This is a genomic window from Paenibacillus sp. PSB04, assembly GCF_025809195.1.
Lineage (GTDB): Bacteria > Bacillota > Bacilli > Paenibacillales > Paenibacillaceae > Paenibacillus_AQ > Paenibacillus_AQ favisporus.
In genome coordinates this window covers 1,179,066-1,197,499 of the sequence record NZ_CP081301.1, presented here as the reverse complement: position 1 = coordinate 1,197,499, position 18,434 = coordinate 1,179,066, and the positions used below count along the sequence as shown (strand labels likewise).

Genomic DNA, 18,434 nt, shown 5'->3' with positions numbered 1-18,434 from the left:
CATGTTACCATATAGTAACGTATTATAATTTCATCAAGAGTGACAATATAGTCACATATTATCATACCCCAAATCGTTTGTCAGCCGGCAGGTGTTTAAGTGCTGATGCAGCGCCGGGGAATCCAAAGGAGGATGTAGGAAATGAAAATGACTTTGATTGCCGGAAGCAACGATGCGGGATCCGTAAGCACCAGGCTCCTTCGTTATTTGGAAAGCCAACTGGCCGGCAGCGGAATTACGGTTTCGTTCGTGGACATGAGGGAGCTCCAGCTGCCGCTGTATTCGCCGGAAGCAGGGCAAAATCCGGAGGCTGTACGTCTGCAAAATGAGATCATTCATGCAGATGCGCTGATTTTGGCCACACCGGAATACCACGGATCTATCTCGGGAGCGCTGAAGAATGCCCTGGATTATTTGACGCCGGGACATGTGGAAGGCAAGCCGGTTCTTTCCGTAAGCTCGGCAGGCGGGCCGCTTGGCATCAGCTCGCTGACGCATCTGCAGACGATCGTCCGCAACCTGCATGGCGTCAATTGCCCGGAATGGATTTCCGTAGGGTACGGTTCGAATGAATTTGGCCCGGATGGCGCGCCTTTGGATGCAGGGGTGAGAGAGAGGGTCAGCACAGTTATCGAACAATTTATAAAGATGACCCGGCTGCTTTCAGCTGAGACGGCAGTGGTAACCGGATAGACAGCATATTTTTTTACACAACACGTGACCAAATGGTAACATTATGAATTTGCAACGATTAGACGAGTGCGCCGGAGTATTTTGAATATGACCAACAAAAAAGGAGACGGATCGCTATGAGCACAACGCGGCAGCAGCAGGTGGAAGCGGCAGTAAAATGGATCGAAGAGGCATGGAAGGCAGGGACGCTGAGCCAAACGGGGCAAGCATTCATCGGTCAACTGGAAGAGGCATTTACGGACCGGCAATACGAAGTGGATGACGTGATGGTCCAGGGAGAGAAGGTCATCGCAAGGGTGGTCATCACGGGCAAGCACACCGGAATATTCGCAGGAATTCCCGCTACGGGAAAAACGGTACGGATCACGCAGTTCCACGAATTCACGGTGAACGATGGGCGGATCGTTCATCGCTTCGGATGGTATGACACCGGTACGCTGCTCCCCCAGCTGCAAACTGGTGCCTGACATGACCTGTATGATACGGCCAATATAAATTAGAGGAGATGGATCCTATGACAACGATGGAGCAAAAAAATACCGAGGTGGTTGAAGCTTTTATTCAGGCGTTCTGGAACAGCAACGATCTGAGTGCAGCGGATACGTTTACGACTGAAGATTACCGGGAGCTCAGCTATCAATCGAAAGAAGGGTTGAAGCAGTTTGCAGCCAAAATCCTGGAGGCCTTCCCGGATAAGCAGTATACGGTAGAGGAAATCATCGCCGAGAATGAGAAGGTTCTCGTTCGAATGACGGTCCGTGGCACCCATCAGGGCGTGTTCTTCGGCACCGCACCGACCGGACGGACGATGAATGTGACGCTGTACCGCCAGTACCGCCTTAGGGACGGAAAAATCGCGGAGCATCGCGGCTGGATCGATATGGTGACGATGTGGAGCCAAATTCAAGCGGGATAAACCTAAACCGCTGGATTCGATATGTTAAACACCTGTCTTTTTCCTATGACCAGAAAGCCTTGACCTAGAGCGCGCTCAAGGTCCTATACTGGGAACCATCTTACCCGTAAAGAAAGGATGGTCCCCATGATCATGAACGCGGTGCAAGGAAAAGTGGTTATTTTAACAGGAGCCTCCAGCGGTATCGGAGAAGCTACGGCCAGGGTCCTCGCCCGAAGCGGAGCCCAAATGGTGCTCGCAGCAAGGCGCGGAGAACGGCTCAAGCAGCTACAGTCGGCGATTGAGCAGGAAGGAGGCACGGCGGTGTACCAAGTGACGGATGTGAGCGTGCAGTCGCAGATGGAGGAGCTGGCCCGGCTCGCCCTTGACACATACGGACAAATCGACGTGCTGGTGAATAATGCAGGGATCATGCCGCTGTCTTATCTGCACGAGAAGAAGATCAAAGAGTGGGACCGGATGATCGATGTAAACGTGAAGGGTGTGCTCTATGGGATCGGGGCCGTGCTGCCGCATATGCGGGAGCGCAGACAGGGGCACGTCATCAACGTCGCGTCGGTGACCGGGCACATCGTCCGTAAAACGTGGGCGGTTTACTCAGGCACCAAATTCGCCGTTCGGGCAATCACCGAAGCACTGCGCCAAGAAGAAGCACACAATAACATCCGCACGACGATTATTTGTCCGGGAGGCGTCGACACCGAGCTGGTGCACACGATTACGAACGAAGAAGTGAAGCGGGACATCGAAGCTTCCATGGACATCGCCTTAACCCCGGAGGCCATCGCTCACGCTATTGCCTACGCCATATCCCAGCCGCCGCAAACGGCCGTCAATGAAATCATTGTAAGGCCCACCAGGCAGGAATTATAATACGAATAACCATGGCTCACCTGTCGTCAGGTGGGCTTTTTCGCTTAGGAGGGATTTGAAGGCATGAGTTACTCGATCGGGGAAGTGTCGGCCCAAACGGGTTTGTCGATCCATACGCTGCGGTATTATGAAAAAGAAGGCATCATGCCGGGCGTTCAGCGCAACGAAAGCGGCATCCGCCTGTACGAAGCGAAGGATATCGAAGCGCTGGAGTTTATCTGCTGCCTGCGGGAAACGGGGATGGGCATCGCTGACATTAAACAATTCGTCAACCACGCGACCACCATTCAGGAGCGGCTGGTGCGGCTTCGGGAACAACGGCACAACGTCCAGGAACAAATGGCCCGGTTTAAAAAATATGAGGCTATGCTGAATCGCAAAATCGGCCTTTATGAAGACATGGCCCAAGGAGACTCCGATGAAAAACACCATGAATAACGTCCGGCTCGCCTTATATCACCGGGATCACGAGGCCGGACTTGGAGCTTTTACGCTGCCGGAGGAGCAGCATAAATTCACCGCATTGCCGTTTGAAGTCATACAGAACGCGCTGGAGCGGAAGGAGCGGCATCCGATCGTCATTTTGGGGGATGAGGAGCCAGTCGGCTTTTTCATTCTGGATGCAGGGGAAGACCGGAGCGAATACTCGGACAACCCCAATGCCCTGCTGCTGCGGGCTTTCTCCATCGATCACAGGCATCAGGGACAAGGGTACGCGACGCAGTCTCTGCTCGGCCTGAAGGAGTTTGTCAAACAGCATTTCCCGACGGCCGATGAAGTGGTCCTTGCTGTTAATATGAGAAACGCTGCCGCGCGTCATGTTTATCTCAAAGCGGGTTTCCGTGATGAGGGACGGACCCGGATCGGGCCGGCAGGTCCGCAGCACATTCTGGTACTCGGGATATCATAGCGAGAGTAAAGAGATAAAAGGAAGAAAATACTTTGCGGCGCAGGCTGATCCATTGGCTTGCGCCGTATTTTTCAAGCGCGGCTGCAGCTGCTGGCTCTGAATTCCGTCCTCCATCAAATGGCCTTTTCTTGTCGTCGCCTTCACCAAACTACCCGCAGACAAGACTAAAATTGCATACCACCCGAATATATGCTATGACTGAACTACAATCTTAAAGGAATATAGGTGTGGGATCAGATGAGAATAAAAGCCCTGTTTATAGCTCCATATGCAGCCATGGAAAACTTGATCGAGACGTGCCGTGCGGAAGAGAAGGATCTGGACCTTCAGATCCGGGTCGGAAATCTGCAAGAAGGGGTTGCCATCGCCAAGCAGGCGGAGGCTGAAGGGGTCGACGTCATCATCAGCCGCGGCGGAACGGCCAAGCTGATCGGGGAGGCCGTCGATATTCCCGTCGTCGACGTGCATGTATCCGGCTATGACATGCTGCGGGTATTGACGCTGGCGAACGATTTTCCACGGAAAAAGGCGATTGTCGGCTTTCCCGCCATCACCCTCGGTGCCAAGGCCATCATCGATTTGCTGGAAATTCCGATCGATATCTTCACGATTCATGACGAGGACGAGACGGAGAGCCTGCTCAGAAAGCTCAAGGAGGAAGGCTACCAGCTGATTATGGGGGATGTGGTGACCTTCGAAACGGCGTCCCGGCTGGGGCTTGTGGGTATTCTGATCCAGTCCGGGCGCGAAGCGATCTTTGATGCCTTTCAGGAGGCGAAGACGGTCTCCCGCTGGATGATGAAGAACCGCCTGGAAATCGAAAGGCTCAAAGCTGTGCTGCAGGTCACGGCAGGGGATGTGATGGTTCTGTCGGAGAACGGGCAGGTTGTGTACGAGCAGTGGAAGCATTTCGATTCCCGTCCCGTTCCGCATGTCGGCTTGGATCACCACGCTTTCCGGGAGATGGCGGCGGTCCGGGAGACCAGCCATGCGAGCGATGCGGAAGGCAGGCCGCTGAAGATCGTCAAAACCCGGGTCGCGGTGGAAAATGGGGCTTATTTGGTGTGCGAATTTTCGCGCGTCCATATGAATTCGCCGGCCGAGGCGGTTCTGCAGGTGAAGACGGGCACGCCGCCGCTGATCATTCATCAGAGCGAAGCGATGGACGCTTGTTTGTCGATGATCGACCGGTGCCTTTCTGCATCCCGGTTCGTCCTGATCGGGCCGAGAGGGGCCGGCAAGGAGTTGATCGCGCGTTATATTCATGACCGCAAGTTCAGCGGGGAGGGCCTGCTCGCCTCCGTCCAGGCTGCCGATATGCTGGCCCTGGAGCCCGACGAAGTCGACGCAGAGATCAAGACGCTGCATATCCACGCGCTCGATATGATGGATAGCAGCCTCAGGGCTGAGCTGTGGCGGAGAATGGACGCTTTTCAGGGAAAGGGAATCACCCTCATCTTCTCAATGGTTGTAGAGCAGCATTTATGGGGAGCCTATGAGGACGGAATCGTCCGGATTCATGTTCCTGCGCTGGCGGAGCGAAAAGAGGATATCCGGGAGCTGGTCACCTCGTTTTTGCTGTATTTTAACCAAACGCAGGGCACCTCGGCCATTAAAATGACGGACAAAGGGCTGGCCCTGTTGATGGACTACAGCTGGCCGGGCAACGTATCGGAACTGCGGGCGCTGCTTCAGGAGGCGGTGCTTTTGGAGAAAGGGTACGTCATCGAGCACGCCTTGGTCGAACAGCTGCTGCAGCGGAAAGGCGAGGCTGCCGGAGCGATCGGCGGAGAACTGCTGAACGGCACGCTGGAACAAATTGAGAAGGCGATCATTGAGAAGGTGCTGGAGCAGGAGGGCTTTAACCAGACCAAAGCGGCGAAGCGCCTGAACATCAACCGGTCGACATTGTGGAGAAAGCTTAAGGACTGATATTGGATTCCTCATTGTTGTTTAAATATGCAACACTTTTGGTTAAATGAATTTTATTTAGCTAAAAAGTGTTGCATTATTTTTTGTAAACGTTTATCATAATCGATGTAATCGTTTTATGTAATCGCTTTTACAAAACGAACTGTTTAAATTTACAACACAGGAGATGACACAGCCATGAAAATAAAGGCAGCCATTGACAAAGTCCCCGGCGGGATGATGTTGATCCCATTGCTGATCGGCGCCCTGATTCGGACGTTCTTTCCGCAAGTATTCGATATGCCGGAATTCAAGAGCTCGTTTACAGGCGGTCTATTGACCGGTACATCCGCGCTGCTTGCCGCCTTTTATATTTGCTTAGGATCGACGATTCGGTTTCAGGCAACCGGTTACATTTTGAAGAAGGGCGTCAGCCTTTGGGTAGGTAAAATCGGTACGACCTTCCTGATCGCCCTGCTGATCAAAGCGATTTTCCCGGATCAGAACAATCTGTTCCTGGGGCTGTCGGCTCTGGCCATCGTCGCGGCATTCTCCGACACCAACGGCGGCCTGTACATGGCGCTGATGGGTCAGCTCGGCAAGAAAAAGGAAGACGTCGCCGCATATTCGATCATGTCGCTGGAATCCGGCCCGTTCTTTACGATGCTCATTCTCGGTGTTGCCGGCCTGGCCAGCTTCCCGATTATGGCGTTTGTCTTTGCGATTCTGCCGCTTCTGCTCGGCATGATCCTCGGAAACCTCGATGAGAAGATGCGCGAGTTCCTGAGCAAGGGACAGGATGTCATCATTCCACTCTTTTCGCTGGCGATCGGCGCCGGCATTAACCTGACCAACGTGGTCAAAGCCGGATTCTCCGGTGTCATTCTGGGGATTGGTGTTGTCGTGATCACGGGCATCGTCCTGTTCCTGATCGACCGTCTGACCGGCGGCGACGGCGTGGCCGGGATTGCGGCATCGTCTACAGCGGGTAACGCTTCGGCAGTTCCGATGGCGGTTGCTGCGGTATACTCCGGCTACAGCAGCATTGCTGCGGATGCAACGCTCCAGGTAACGGCATGCGTCATTGTGACGGCGATTCTGACCCCGCTTCTGACGACCTGGTTCGCAAGAAGGGCGCAGCGGCGGAGTTCACAGGCGTAAGTGGCATGGACAAGGAATCAAGTAAGGGAGTCGTTCAACATGCAGCATATGTACATTATCGCAGATGATTTGACGGGAGCTAACGATGCCGGCGTGCAGCTGTCCAAGATCGGGATCACGTCAACCGTGTATCTCGATTCCCAAGCTGCTCCGGCCAAGCCGAACGGGGATGTTGCCATTATCGATACAGACACCCGGGCGGCAGGCGAACAGGAAGCACACGACAACGTTTCTAAAGCAAGCACTTTGTTTTATCAGCAAGGGTATCATCAAGTATATAAAAAAATGGACTCGACCTTACGGGGGAACGTGGCTGCCGAGCTGGCAGCCGTCGTTTCCGTTCATCAGCCGGAAGTGGTCGTGATTGCCCCGGCATATCCGAAGATGAACCGTCAAACCCTTGACGGTTATCAGCATGTCCACGGGCAGCGCGTCTCGGAGACCGAATTCGGTCGCGATCCCAAAACGCCGGTCAAGGACAGCTTCATCTCGAATCTGTTCCGGCCGTATGCGGGTCAGCAGAGCATCGTCTTGATCGACCTTGCGCAGTTGCATGGACCGGCGGAACGGCTGATGCAGACGATCGAGGAACATACCGCACTGGGGCGGACCTGGTTTATATGCGACGCGGCGACGGATGAAGATCTGCAAGAGATTGCCGAGGTTTTTGCCCGGGCTGGTAAAAAGACGGTATGGGCCGGTTCGGCCGGCCTGATCGAGCACCTGCCGGAGGCGCTTCAGCTGGAGCGAACCGCTGACCGTCCGGAGGACCGGCTCCGGGTCACCAAGACGCTGACCGTGTCCGCCAGCTTGTCGCAGGTGACCAAGCAGCAGCTGGAGAACGTGCGGTCGATGCCGGACACGTGTTTTGTAGAGCTGGACCCGGTGGAGCTGATCAAGCGCACATACGCTCTGCCGGACGTCATGGCTTCCTTAGCCAAGGAAGCGGACAAGAAGCATTTTGTATTGTTTGTCGATTCGTCGGTCAACAATAGAGAAGCGACGAAGCGGCTGGAAGCCGAGCTCTCCATCGGAAAAACCGAAATCGGCGAGACGATTTCCAGAGAGCTCGGGGCGATCGCCCGGGAGGTTTTAGGCACATACGAGGACATTAACGGCCTGGTTCTGACCGGAGGCGATACCGCTAAGGCGGTGTGCAATCAGCTGAACATGAACCAGATGCAGCTCTGCACCGAAGTGGAGGCCGGGCTTCCGCTCGGGAAGCTGCGCGGCGGAGCGGATACAAGAGAGTACTGGGCCGTAACGAAGGCCGGAGGATTTGGTAACGAGCGTTCTTTGATGAATGCGTTGATCTATATGAGTGGAGAGGATGAATGAAAATGAGCGAAACCAAAGCTGTCATTGGTATTACGATGGGGGACGGAGCCGGAGTTGGCCCCGAAATTATTCTGAAGAGCCTGCAGAACCAGGAGATTTACGACCTATGCCATCCGCTGGTGATCGGGGATGCGAAAATTCTGAACCGGGCCAAGGCTTATGTGAACAGCAGCCTGAACGTTGAAGCGGTGACTGAGGACCAGCTCAGCAGTCTGAACTATGAGCACGGCACCGTCTACTGCCTTGATCTGAATCTGCTTAGCGAGGACCTTCCGCTTGGACAGGTATCGGCTGAAGCCGGCCACGCGGCGTTCGAATATCTAGCTAAAGCGATCGATTTGGCGAAAAAGCAGCAGATCGACGCGATCTGCACCGCTCCGCTGAACAAGGAAGCCCTGCATAAAGGCGGCCACAAATACCCGGGGCATACGGAAATTTTGGCCGATCTGACGGGAACGAACGAGTTTTCCATGATGCTTTCGGCGCCGAACCTCAAGGTCATTCACGTCACCACTCACGTCGGCTTGATTGATGCGGTGAAAATGATCAATCCGGAGCGCGTATACCGCGTCATCCAATTGGCGCATGAGACGCTGATGAAGTCCGGCATCGCTCAGCCGCGTATCGCCGTCTGCGGCATCAATCCGCATGCGGGCGAGAACGGCCTGTTCGGCTACGGCGAGGAAGAGGAGAAGGTCGTGCCCGCCGTGCAGCGCGCCCAGGACGAGGGCATCAACGTGGTCGGACCGTTGCCTGCGGACACGCTGTTCTTCCGCACCGTCCGCGGCGACTTCGACATTGTCGTTGCCATGTATCATGACCAAGGCCATGGACCGGTCAAGGTGCTCGGCCTCGACGCAGGCGTGAACATCACCGTCGGCCTGCCGATTATCCGCACAAGCGTAGACCACGGCACCGCCTTTGACATTGCGGGCAAAGGGATCGTGGAAGAGAAGAGCATGATGGAAGCGATCCGCCAGGCGGTTGAGCTGGCACCGAAGAAACCATAAATTCGCGATTGAGAGGTAGATGGCTCCTTAGATGGGAGCCATCTTTTTTATTTCCAAGTTTCTTTCCTTTATCGTTCAGAAAATATTCGGAAACCATTCAGCGGCTTTTCATTCAAATGCTATACTGTTGTAATGGGAACACCCGGGACCTATGCCTTAACCATGATAGGGGCGGCTGGTTTTCCGCATACTAAATCAAAATGTTAGAGGGCCATATTGGGCCGTTATAACAGGGAGCATTTACGGTAAAATGCCGATCCCTACAGATATATCTCATTTGGGCTAAGGAGGAAGATGCTCATGCTCAAACGAATCTGGCCCTTCGGGCTGATTGTACTTGTTCTCATTTTTGCGTATATTCTGGTCCGGTTTTTCCTCGCGTCCATGACCATCGGTGATTTGGTCGGACAGATCCGGCTTCAGCGGGCCGACGATCCGTCCGTTAAGCATGTCGTGCTGATCGCCCAGGAGCTCGACAACCCGTTCTGGCGGGAAATGGAGCAGGGGGCGGAGGAAGCGGCGGACAAGCTGGGGATGCGGATTGATTATACCGGCCCGATCCGCATCAATCCCACCGAGCAGATGAGGCTGCTGGAAAGGGCGATTGCATCCAGGCCCGACGGCATCCTCGTGCAGGGAATCGTGGATCCGGACTACGATGCGCTGATCCAAAGAGCCACAGGGCAAGGGATCCCGGTGATCACTGTGGATGCAGACGAACCGGGCAGCTCCCGCCTGGCCTATGTCGGAACCGACAACCTGGGGGCGGGAAAACGAATGGGCGAATTGGTGCTGAAGGAAGCGGCCGGCAAAGGGAAAATCGGCGTCATGATCGGAAGCGAGCGGGCCGAAAATATGCAGCTGCGCCTGGCGGGATTTCGCTCGGTGATTTCTGCAGCTCCCGGCTTCGCCATCGTGGACGTCCGCGCGTCCAACATTTCGCGGATCGGCGCCGCCAAGCAGGCCGAGGCGATGCTGAAGCAGCATCCGGACATCCAGACGATCGTCGGCTTCAGCTCCCTGGACGCGGCCGGAATCGTCGAGGGCATCCAAGCTGCGGGCAGGACGGGAATCCGCGTATACGGCTTTGACGACCTGGCCATGACCCGGCAGGGGATCGAGCAGGGCGAAATCGCGGCGTCCATTGTGCAGTCGCCGAAAGAAATGGGGGCCCGGTCGATCGGCCTCCTGAACGAGCACTTTCACGGCAAGTCCTTTGCGGCCGAGCATTTTATTCCGACGAGTGTCTTGGACAAGGCGGCGCTGAAGCTGGAGGTGGCCGGCCCATGAACATGCGCCGGATGCTGCTCATAGTGATCCCCGCTTTATTTGTCCTGACGAACGCCGTATCGTTTTTTATTTTTCAAAGCGGGCGAACCGTTCAGCAGAGCTATAATATGATGCTGGACCGGGTATTACTATACAAACAAATCGATGCGGAGACCCGCAGCAATTTAAGCGCGGTCAATGTGTATCTGACGGACCGGAGCGAGCGGAGCCGGCAAATCTATCAGGAGCATCAGAGTCAGCTGCGAAAGCTCCAGGCGGAACTGAACGCCCAGGACGCCATTCCGACCACGGAGCTGAGCGTACGGAGCTACCGCAACCTGCTGGAGACGTTTCTTGCGCAGGAATCCGGCATCCTGCAGGCGTTAAGCGGCAAGACCCCGCTGGCATACGCCAACTCCTATGCGGCGGCGGAGAAGACGGCCGGTTTCATCCAGGAAGAGGCGTACCGGCTGATCGACCAGGAGCTGAGCTATTATCAGCCCCTCTACCGGAGCATTCTGGCGCAGACCGACCGGATGAACCAATGGGGCGTCGCCTTGTTTATATTCAGCACGCTGATCAGCGTCCTGCTGGCTTACTGGATCTCCCTCCGCATCACCAGACCGATCCGGCAGCTGGTCCGGACAGCCCGGCAAATTTCGGACGGCAACCTGCAGGTGAAACCGCCGGTGATGAAGAGCCGCGACGAGTTTCGGATTCTGTCTGAGGCTTTCGTGCAGATGCAGGACAATTTGAAATCACTGATCCGCAAGGAAAAAGAAGGGCTGGAAAAGGACCGGCTCGTCAAGGAGCTGGAGCTTGAGGTGCTGCAAAACCAGATCAATCCTCACTTCCTGTTCAATTCCCTGAACGTGCTGTCCAAGCTGGCGCTGATCGAAGGGGCCGAGAAGACGAGCGATCTCACGGTCACGATGTCCAATCTGCTGCGTTACAATCTGCGCCAGCTGGACCGGCCGGTGCCGCTCCGCGATGAGGTGGAGCATGCGAAGGAGTATTTTACGATTCAGCAGGCCCGCTTTCGCGACCGCATCCGGTTCGTCACGGACATCGACGAGAAGGCTCTGGATGTACTCGTGCCGGTGCTCACGCTTCAGCCGCTGCTGGAGAACGTGTTCGTGCACGGCATCGAAGGTATGGAAGAGGGGGCCGAGGTTCGGCTTGCAGTTTCTGCCGTGCCGGGCGGAACACGGATTGCCATTTCCGATAACGGGATCGGGATGAGCGAGGAGGTCCGGCGGTCGCTGCTGGATACTGACGCACCGCGGCTGCGGGATCAGGGAGGCGGAGAAGCCCGGCACCCCGCAGGGCACTCGACGGGCCTCGGAACCCGCAACGTGTTTAAGCGCCTGGAGCTGTTTTATGACAGGAAGGATTTGATTGACATTGTCAGCGAGCCCGGGAAGGGGACGACGGTCTTTTTAAACATCCCTGCCGAAACACGAAAGGAGGACGGCCATGTATCGTCTGCTGATCGCCGATGATGAAGCGCTGGAGCGGGAAGGTATCGAATGGATTGTGAACCGGATGATGCCGGATACGTTTGAAACGATCCATGCGGAGAACGGCCGGATGGCCATACAGAAGGCGGAAGAGCACCGCCCGCACATCGTCATGATGGACGTGAGAATGCCGGGCATTCAGGGGCTGGAGGCATTAAAAGAAATTAAAGCCCAAAATCCGCAGGCCAAAATGGTACTCATCACCGCTTATGAAAATTTTGAATACGCCAAGCAGGCGATCACCCTCGGCGTGCACGAGTATCTGGTCAAGCCGGCCAAAAGGGAGCAGATCGTTGCCGTGCTAAGCCGGCTGGTGCAGGAGCTGGAGGAGGAGCAGCACAAGCGCGATGAGGAGCTCGCGGTGCGCGAGCAGTTCTTTCAGCTGCTGCCGCTGGCCGAGACGGAAATCGCGCTGCATCTGATGTCGGGCCATGTCAATGAGACGGAGACAGGCCATCTGGCGGATATTTTGCAGCTCCCGGTCGACAAAGGGTGTTCTTTGGTGCTGGGACTGTCCGAAGTGGGGGACGCCAAGAAAAAAGTGTACGACGCCGTAAAAACGGCGGCGCACGCAGCCCCGAAAGACGGCTACGGCACGGTCGTCAGCTCGCTCATTCACAGCCATATGGCCCTGTTCCTGCTGGGAACGAGGCAGACTGGCGACTCGGCGTTGGCTGAAGGCGCCCGCGAGCTCGGCACACGGTTGGCTGATGTGCTGAGGGAGCAGTGCGGGATGGCCGTCCCGGTCGGCATCGGAACCGTCCAAAATCGGGCGGAGGGAATCAAGCGGTCTTATTACGAGGCTGTTTTCGCCTCCAGGTATGATCAGGAAGGGGGCGGCATCTGCCGCTTTGAAGACCTGGTGCAGGCTTCGGGCGCCGGCGGAACGCATGCAGAGAAGCTGATCAACGGATCCGGCGATGCCGGAGAGAGCGCCTATGTTGAATTGGCGATCCGCCAAATCCGTGAAGAACGGGAGCAGCGGACCACCAATATGCTGGACCGGGCGGTGCTGTATATCCGGGGCCGATTTCAGGAGGAGCTGTCGCTCGAGGATGTGGCGGAGCATGTCCACTTGAATCCTTACTATTTCAGCAAGGTATTCAAACAGCAGACCGGGGAAACCTTTATCGACTACGTGACCCGGCTGCGGATCGACAAAGCCAAGGAGCTGATGAAAGACGGCCGGTACAGCATGAAGGAGGTCTGTTACCAGGTGGGGTATAAGGATCCGAACTATTTCAGCCGGGTATTCAAAAAAGTGACGGGCCTCACGCCGTCCGACTACAGAGTACAGCACCAATGAGAGACAAAAGTCCATGCCGAATGCGGGCATGGACTTATTTGTGATGCGAGCCGAATTTGTGCTAGTCCAGGCTTATCAGGCGAATGACGGAGCGATTTTATGCTGATCTACCGCAAATAAGTGAAGGGATTCGAAAGCGGATGCAAAGGTCCCCCATGTTACAATGGATGTAGGCTTTTAGTGATGATTTCTTGGATTTCATCCAATAGATTGAACTAAGAAGTTTGCATTGAACAGTAGTTCAATCTATCCAAATAGATTGAATTAAAGGAGTTCTGTATTGACTTTAATTCATTCTATCCAAATAAATGACATGGAAGGGATAATATATGAGCTCTATTACATTGGAACATAGCAGCGAGCAGGATAACCAGAAGATCAGCATGAAGTTCGTGACGCTGGTGTCCATCGTAGCCGCATTGGGCGGGCTGTTGTTTGGTTTTGATACGGCCGTGGTTTCGGGCGCCATCGGTTTCATGGAAAAGCGCTTTAACTTGAACGATTTCCAGACAGGCTGGGCGGTTTCCAGCTTGATCATCGGCTGTATCCCTGGAGCCCTGTTCTCCGGCATGCTGAGCGACAAGTTCGGCCGGAAAAAAGTCATCATTGCGGCAGCGCTTCTTTTTATCATCGGATCCATTGGCTCGGCCATACCGAATACGTTCAGCGGGTTTATCATCGCCCGGATGATCGGCGGCGTTGGCATCGGCATTACATCCACCTTGTGTCCGCTGTATAATGCGGAGATCGCCCCGGCCAAATACCGCGGCCGCCTCGTCGCATTAAACCAACTGGCAACGGTTACAGGCATTTCGCTCGTATACTTCATCAATCTGTGGATCGCCGGCATGGGTGACGACGCATGGGACGTGTCGAGTGCCTGGCGCTGGATGTTTGGCTTCGGCGTCATTCCCGGCGCACTGTTCCTCGTGCTGCTGTTCTTCGTTCCGGAAAGCCCAAGATGGCTGATCAAGCAAGGCCGGGCAGCTGCAGCGCTGCCGATCCTGCTCAAAATTCACGGCGAAGAGCTGGCGAAGCAGGAAGTGCGGGATATCAAGGAGTCGTTTAGCCAGGAAAAAGGATCGTTCCGCCAGCTGTTCAGCCCGGGGCTGCGCATGGCGCTGATCGTCGGTGTCGGACTGGCGGTTCTGCAGCAGGTGACCGGCATCAATGCGGTCATGTATTATGCGCCGGAGATCTTTAAAGAGACTGGTGCCGGCACGAACGCCGCGCTCATTCAGACGATCTTTGTCGGCGTGATCAATCTCCTGTTTACGATCCTGGCCGTTTGGCTGATCGATAAAGTAGGACGGAAAGCGTTGATGCTGGTCGGATCGGCTGCGATGCTGATCTGTCTGGCCGTCATCGGAACGGCGTTCCAGACCGGACATAGCTCCGGCCCGCTGGTCCTGATCTTTATTCTGATTTACGTAGCTGCTTTTGCAATCTCGCTCGGACCGGTGGTGTGGGTCCTCATTTCGGAGATCTTCCCGAACCGGGTCCGCGGCATTGCGACGGCCATTGCTTCGATGGCTTTGTGGATCGCCGATTACGTCGTATCCCAAGCCTTCCCGCCGATGCTGTCTTCGGCAGGTCCGGCAGCCACCTTCTGGATCTTCGGCGTCATGTCGCTGATTTGCCTCGTGTTTACATGGCGCGCGGTACCGGAAACCAAAGGAAAGTCCCTGGAGGAAATGGAATCCATGTGGTCGCAAGGAAAATAATACGCATATAAAAAGGGGAGTTCCCCGGGTCGATGAACCTGGGAAACTCCCCTTTTTTGTGTTGGATACAATCGGTATGGATTACCGATATCCACCGGTTTCAGCCGACGATCCGGGTTACAGAATCCGGCGCGCTGTGACGAACCGTTTTTTCCACTGGCCGTCAAGGGCTTCGACGTGAACGCCGAGCTCTTTGGAGTACGTGTGCAGAATTTGATTATTGCCCATATAGATGCCAACGTGGCCGATATCCAGCCCGCGGGCGCTGAAGAACAGCAGGTCCCCTTTGCGTAGATCGCTTAAGGACACTTCCTTGCCGGCCTTCGCCTGATCGTAGGACACGCGAGGCAGCTCGACCGACAGCACATCCTCGTGAACCCGCTTGACAAAGGAAGAGCAGTCGAATGTCTTCGTCTGATCCGGAGAAGCCCCGAATTCGTAAGGGGTCCCGAGGAACTTCTTACCGTAAGCGATCAGCTCGTCCGCCTGCATGTCGGCAAGCGAGGCGCTGGCATAGTCGGTATATTTCGGCTTGGCCGATATGTATCCCGTTTGGTGGTTTTCCGTCTCCACTTGCAGCCAGAGGGCGTTCACCTCGCGGATGACATGCACCTTCTGTCCGGCGGCAAGCATGCCGAGTGACGTCGCATCGCTCGCTGAATCCGGCTTGCTCCGCAGGTTCACGCCCCAGCGGATAGAAGTCTCAAGCGAAACCTTGGACGTAATCCGCACCGTGTGCGCATCCGGCTGCCAAGCGACCTCGCTGCCCAGCGCTTCGCTCACAAAGCGCAGCGGCACGAGGGAATATCCGCCGGAGATTTGGCCGGGCACCGTCACTTCGAGGGCTTGCCCGTTCAGGTTCGCGGTATGCTCGCCGATCCGGTAGGTCAGCGTGGTGCCTCCCTTGGTGGCCTTCAGCGTCTTCGTGGCGTTATCCCAGGCCAGCTTAGCCCCCTGGCGCTCAAACAGGCCGCGCATCGGCACAAGTACCGTACCGCCGACATTCAGCGGCTGCACTTCGGTCTGCAGCTGCTGGCCGTTCAGATAGACGGCGATCGGCTTGTTGGATGCTGGAGCGGCATCCGCATAGACCGACGTGCCTGCGATCATGGCGGCGGCCAGGCCGGCAAGAACCGCCCCTTTTTTTCTCATCATGTTCTCATCACCTTGCTTCAACTGGATTGACGGTTCGTGGATGATGAACCGCATAGGAACAGGGACTCCCGGCGGGTAACTTTACCAAGAAGTCCCTGTATAGTTGGACGAGAGGGAGGGCGATTGGTTTTGTTCTTCAGCATTGGTAAATTAATGAAACGGACAAGCTCTACACGGAGACCTGTATCTAACCGCCTTGATGAAGGAGGTCTTTTTTTCACCAGTACATTCCTGCAACAGTAACCCTCTCCAATTCTCCGGAATTCGTAGACGATTCACAGCTTTTGTCGTAGAATGATTTTTATTACACAAGAAGTGAGGTTCGGAGAGATGAATGCTGTTGCAAAAGTAAGCAAGGTTGTCGGTGGCACGTTTTCGGTTTGGGTCATTCTGTTTGCTTGTCTGGGCTTTTTTTTACCTGATGTCTTTATCCCGTTAAAGGGCTACATTTCGATCTTTTTGGGAATCGTCATGTTCGGCATGGGGCTGACCTTATCCTCCGCTGACTTTCGCGAAGTTTTCCGCAGGCCACTCGAAGTGCTGATCGGCGTGGTTGGCCATTTCATCATTATGCCGCTGCTGGCCTATGTTTTGGCGCTGGTGCTAAACCTGCCGCCGGATATCGCCGTAGGCGTTATCCTCGTCGGATGCTGTCCGAGCGGTACCTCGTCCAACGTGATGACGCTGCTGGCGAAAGGGGATGTAGCGCTGGGGGTATCCATCGCTTCCGTGTCTACCATTATCGCACCGCTGGCTACGCCCGCGCTGATCAGCCTGCTGGCCGGCCGCTGGATGCCGGTTGATGCCGGTGCACTCATCAAGGACATTCTGATGGTGGTCATTCTGCCGATCGTGCTCGGGGTTATCGTTAAGTCCCTGTTTAAAAAGCAGGCCGAAGCCAGCGCTCAGGCGCTCCCGCTCGTCTCTACCCTGGCCATTGTGCTGATTGTGGCGATCGTCGTGGCCGGCAGCCGCACCAAAATCATCGAGAGCGGTTTGCTGATTTTTGCGGTCGTCATTCTTCACAATCTGCTCGGGTATGCCCTTGGCTATTTGTTTGCCAAGCTCTTCCGCATGAACCTGAGCAAACGCAAAGCGATCTTGTTTGAGACCGGTATGCAGAATTCGGGCCTGGGGGCGACGCTCGCCGCGGCTCATTTCAACCCCGTCGCCGCCGTGCCGAGCGCGATATTCAGCGTGTGGCACAACATTTCCGGCTCGCTCCTGGCCACCTGGTTCGCCCGGCGCTATGAGCAGGCGGAGATGGGTGAGAATCGGTAAGACAATATTAGAACTTGCAGGAGGCTTGTCCATGTGACAAGCCTCTTTTCCTTAGCAATCGGACAGGCGCCGCATCGGGGAGGTCATACGCCATCGGCGGGCCGTGCTAGAGAAGCGTATGTTATAGCAGTAGATACTTCTCATAGATTGTAGATTGAAAGAAGGGATACGATGCGGTCAAAGATGCGGTCACAGCAAAGGAGGATTCAGGAGCAGATTGCGGCGTTTGCTTGGCTTCAGGCATGGGGGACCAATGTCGCAGCCATTGGCCAGACGAAAGTGCTCTCATCCCGTAAAAAGCAGCAGCAGGAAGGAGAGAAGCTGCAGCTTATCGGTAATGCGATGCAGGCGATTGCCAATGCCGCACAGGCAGAACTAACCGCCAGATTGAGAAGCTCTGCATCGAGCAAGAAAGTGAACGACATGATGGTCGCCGGCAACCTGCTGCAGTCCCTGGGGAACTCGCTGGAGGTGATTGCAGGGGATGGGTCCTAACCGGCGGGGCAAGGATAAGGATATTAAGCGGGGGAGCCGCTTCCGAGAACGTTCGGGATCGGGTATGAACAGCAGGCGAACATATCCCCGCGTTCTGGCATAACTGGAGGGATGATATTGCTGTTATCAAGCGCCTTGAGCACGTTCCGACGCGCCATTCGGTCACTGCCGGCAGACGGGCGGCTCACCCGGGAGGAGCTTCTGATTCCGGAACTGCGTCTATCGGCAGACGGCCTTGTAGAGACATTTTACGCTCCCCATAATGATTATGTTCATTCATCCGCGAGCCTATTTATCGTGGGCTTGACCCCCGGCTTTACACAGATGAGAATCGCTTACGAAGCGGCGCGGCATGCCATGGATCAAGGATTGGGCGATGAGGCGGTGTGCCGGAAGGCGAAGGAGGCGGCCAGCTTTGCCGGCAGTCTGCGCGCGAACCTGAACTCCATGCTGGACGAGCTGGGGTTGCCGGAGTATTTGGGGATCCGCACGAGTGAGGCTTTATTTGGCACAGAGCGGGAGCTGCTGCATACCAGTTCGGTGCTCCGCTATCCCGTCTTCGTCAACCGGGCCAATTACAACGGCAGCCGCCCGGGTCTGCTGGGGACTCCAAGTCTAAGGGACACGGCGGTAGCCAGCATCACCGAAGAGCTGAGTGTTTTTCCGGATCTCCCCTTCATCATTCCGCTTGGAATAGCCGTGGAAGGCATCCTCCGGCTTCTAGCCGAGCAGGGAGTGTTGGACGCCAGGAAGTGCCTATGGGGCTTTCCCCACCCTTCGGGGGCCAACGGCCATCGGCACAAACAGTTTGCCGCACGGAAAGCAGAGATGAAAAAGAGCCTGCGTCGTTACTTCTCTTGATTGTCTGGCGG

General features: G+C 55.6%; 18 protein-coding genes. 17 read left to right on the top strand and 1 reads right to left on the bottom strand.

Annotated elements, in window-relative coordinates; all coding sequences use genetic code 11:
* Positions 1–141: 141 nt before the first annotated feature.
* The 14 genes from K2F33_RS05885 (at position 142) to K2F33_RS05820 (ending at position 14,631) form a co-directional block, all read left to right on the top strand.
* Positions 142–693 carry an NADPH-dependent FMN reductase gene (locus K2F33_RS05885; RefSeq protein ID WP_076172248.1) on the top strand — a complete coding sequence of 184 codons (552 nt, stop codon included), beginning with the start codon at positions 142–144 and terminating at the stop codon, positions 691–693.
* A gap of 116 nt (positions 694–809) precedes the next feature.
* Positions 810–1,160 (top strand): ester cyclase, encoded by a 351-nt coding sequence (locus tag K2F33_RS05880; protein WP_089549548.1) that lies wholly within the window; start codon positions 810–812, stop codon positions 1,158–1,160.
* A 47-nt stretch (positions 1,161–1,207) separates the two neighbouring features.
* Positions 1,208–1,609: an ester cyclase gene (locus tag K2F33_RS05875; RefSeq protein WP_076172244.1), complete on the top strand. Its 402-nt coding sequence runs from the start codon at positions 1,208–1,210 to the stop codon at positions 1,607–1,609.
* Between the two features lie 132 nt (positions 1,610–1,741).
* Positions 1,742–2,482, top strand: coding sequence for an SDR family oxidoreductase (locus K2F33_RS05870; protein ID WP_076172587.1), 741 nt, complete (start codon positions 1,742–1,744; stop codon positions 2,480–2,482).
* A gap of 63 nt (positions 2,483–2,545) precedes the next feature.
* Positions 2,546–2,920 carry a MerR family transcriptional regulator gene (locus K2F33_RS05865; RefSeq protein WP_076172242.1) on the top strand — a complete coding sequence of 125 codons (375 nt, stop codon included), beginning with the start codon at positions 2,546–2,548 and terminating at the stop codon, positions 2,918–2,920.
* Positions 2,901–3,392 (top strand): GNAT family N-acetyltransferase, encoded by a 492-nt coding sequence (locus K2F33_RS05860; RefSeq protein WP_244169311.1) that lies wholly within the window; start codon positions 2,901–2,903, stop codon positions 3,390–3,392. Before K2F33_RS05865 ends, K2F33_RS05860 begins: the two co-directional genes overlap by 20 nt.
* A gap of 237 nt (positions 3,393–3,629) precedes the next feature.
* A complete protein-coding gene (locus K2F33_RS05855; protein WP_263881233.1) occupies positions 3,630–5,324 on the top strand; it encodes a sigma-54-dependent transcriptional regulator in 1,695 nt (564 codons plus the stop codon).
* 177 nt (positions 5,325–5,501) lie between these two features.
* Entirely contained in the window at positions 5,502–6,464 is a 963-nt protein-coding gene (locus K2F33_RS05850; protein ID WP_076172238.1) for a 2-keto-3-deoxygluconate permease, read from the top strand.
* A gap of 39 nt (positions 6,465–6,503) precedes the next feature.
* On the top strand, positions 6,504–7,802 hold the full coding sequence (locus tag K2F33_RS05845) for a four-carbon acid sugar kinase family protein (RefSeq protein ID WP_263881232.1): 1,299 nt from the start codon (positions 6,504–6,506) through the stop codon (positions 7,800–7,802).
* A 2-nt stretch (positions 7,803–7,804) separates the two neighbouring features.
* A complete protein-coding gene (pdxA, locus tag K2F33_RS05840; RefSeq protein ID WP_076172582.1) occupies positions 7,805–8,812 on the top strand; it encodes a 4-hydroxythreonine-4-phosphate dehydrogenase PdxA in 1,008 nt (335 codons plus the stop codon).
* A gap of 300 nt (positions 8,813–9,112) precedes the next feature.
* On the top strand, positions 9,113–10,102 hold the full coding sequence (locus K2F33_RS05835; protein WP_076172234.1) for a sugar-binding protein: 990 nt from the start codon (positions 9,113–9,115) through the stop codon (positions 10,100–10,102).
* Positions 10,099–11,583 carry a sensor histidine kinase gene (locus K2F33_RS05830; RefSeq protein WP_076172232.1) on the top strand — a complete coding sequence of 495 codons (1,485 nt, stop codon included), beginning with the start codon at positions 10,099–10,101 and terminating at the stop codon, positions 11,581–11,583. The genes K2F33_RS05835 and K2F33_RS05830 overlap by 4 nt, the downstream gene beginning before the upstream one ends.
* The gene (locus tag K2F33_RS05825; protein ID WP_076172230.1) at positions 11,558–12,907 is read left to right on the top strand and encodes an AraC family transcriptional regulator; all 1,350 of its coding nucleotides are present in this window, start codon (positions 11,558–11,560) and stop codon (positions 12,905–12,907) included. Before K2F33_RS05830 ends, K2F33_RS05825 begins: the two co-directional genes overlap by 26 nt.
* A gap of 329 nt (positions 12,908–13,236) precedes the next feature.
* The gene (locus K2F33_RS05820) at positions 13,237–14,631 is read left to right on the top strand and encodes a sugar porter family MFS transporter (RefSeq protein WP_263881231.1); all 1,395 of its coding nucleotides are present in this window, start codon (positions 13,237–13,239) and stop codon (positions 14,629–14,631) included.
* A gap of 117 nt (positions 14,632–14,748) precedes the next feature.
* Here the strand turns inward: K2F33_RS05820 and K2F33_RS05815 are convergent, their stop codons facing one another.
* Complete coding sequence (locus K2F33_RS05815; protein WP_263881230.1) at positions 14,749–15,786, bottom strand: C40 family peptidase; 1,038 nt, start codon at positions 15,784–15,786, stop codon at positions 14,749–14,751.
* A gap of 330 nt (positions 15,787–16,116) precedes the next feature.
* Between K2F33_RS05815 and K2F33_RS05810 the strand changes: the two genes are divergently transcribed.
* The 3 genes from K2F33_RS05810 (at position 16,117) to K2F33_RS05800 (ending at position 18,423) form a co-directional block, all read left to right on the top strand.
* Entirely contained in the window at positions 16,117–17,067 is a 951-nt protein-coding gene (locus K2F33_RS05810; RefSeq protein WP_076172226.1) for a bile acid:sodium symporter family protein, read from the top strand.
* Between the two features lie 171 nt (positions 17,068–17,238).
* Entirely contained in the window at positions 17,239–17,562 is a 324-nt protein-coding gene (locus tag K2F33_RS05805) for a DUF6944 family repetitive protein (RefSeq protein WP_244169310.1), read from the top strand.
* A gap of 117 nt (positions 17,563–17,679) precedes the next feature.
* Positions 17,680–18,423 carry a hypothetical protein gene (locus K2F33_RS05800; protein WP_263881229.1) on the top strand — a complete coding sequence of 248 codons (744 nt, stop codon included), beginning with the start codon at positions 17,680–17,682 and terminating at the stop codon, positions 18,421–18,423.
* The last annotated feature ends 11 nt before the right edge of the window (positions 18,424–18,434 follow it).

What these genes read in the sequence shown, in the direction of transcription:
- K2F33_RS05885 (WP_076172248.1), top strand. Translation starts at nt 142, where the DNA reads ATGAAAATGACTTTGATTGCCGGAAGCAACGATGCGGGATCCGTAAGC.
- K2F33_RS05880 (WP_089549548.1), top strand. Translation starts at nt 810, where the DNA reads ATGAGCACAACGCGGCAGCAGCAGGTGGAAGCGGCAGTAAAATGGATC.
- K2F33_RS05875 (WP_076172244.1), top strand. Translation starts at nt 1,208, where the DNA reads ATGACAACGATGGAGCAAAAAAATACCGAGGTGGTTGAAGCTTTTATT.
- K2F33_RS05870 (WP_076172587.1), top strand. Translation starts at nt 1,742, where the DNA reads ATGAACGCGGTGCAAGGAAAAGTGGTTATTTTAACAGGAGCCTCCAGC.
- K2F33_RS05865 (WP_076172242.1), top strand. Translation starts at nt 2,546, where the DNA reads ATGAGTTACTCGATCGGGGAAGTGTCGGCCCAAACGGGTTTGTCGATC.
- K2F33_RS05860 (WP_244169311.1), top strand. Translation starts at nt 2,901, where the DNA reads ATGAAAAACACCATGAATAACGTCCGGCTCGCCTTATATCACCGGGAT.
- K2F33_RS05855 (WP_263881233.1), top strand. Translation starts at nt 3,630, where the DNA reads ATGAGAATAAAAGCCCTGTTTATAGCTCCATATGCAGCCATGGAAAAC.
- K2F33_RS05850 (WP_076172238.1), top strand. Translation starts at nt 5,502, where the DNA reads ATGAAAATAAAGGCAGCCATTGACAAAGTCCCCGGCGGGATGATGTTG.
- K2F33_RS05845 (WP_263881232.1), top strand. Translation starts at nt 6,504, where the DNA reads ATGCAGCATATGTACATTATCGCAGATGATTTGACGGGAGCTAACGAT.
- pdxA (WP_076172582.1), top strand. Translation starts at nt 7,805, where the DNA reads ATGAGCGAAACCAAAGCTGTCATTGGTATTACGATGGGGGACGGAGCC.
- K2F33_RS05835 (WP_076172234.1), top strand. Translation starts at nt 9,113, where the DNA reads ATGCTCAAACGAATCTGGCCCTTCGGGCTGATTGTACTTGTTCTCATT.
- K2F33_RS05830 (WP_076172232.1), top strand. Translation starts at nt 10,099, where the DNA reads ATGAACATGCGCCGGATGCTGCTCATAGTGATCCCCGCTTTATTTGTC.
- K2F33_RS05825 (WP_076172230.1), top strand. Translation starts at nt 11,558, where the DNA reads ATGTATCGTCTGCTGATCGCCGATGATGAAGCGCTGGAGCGGGAAGGT.
- K2F33_RS05820 (WP_263881231.1), top strand. Translation starts at nt 13,237, where the DNA reads ATGAGCTCTATTACATTGGAACATAGCAGCGAGCAGGATAACCAGAAG.
- K2F33_RS05815 (WP_263881230.1), bottom strand. Translation starts at nt 15,786, where the DNA reads ATGATGAGAAAAAAAGGGGCGGTTCTTGCCGGCCTGGCCGCCGCCATG.
- K2F33_RS05810 (WP_076172226.1), top strand. Translation starts at nt 16,117, where the DNA reads ATGAATGCTGTTGCAAAAGTAAGCAAGGTTGTCGGTGGCACGTTTTCG.
- K2F33_RS05805 (WP_244169310.1), top strand. Translation starts at nt 17,239, where the DNA reads ATGCGGTCAAAGATGCGGTCACAGCAAAGGAGGATTCAGGAGCAGATT.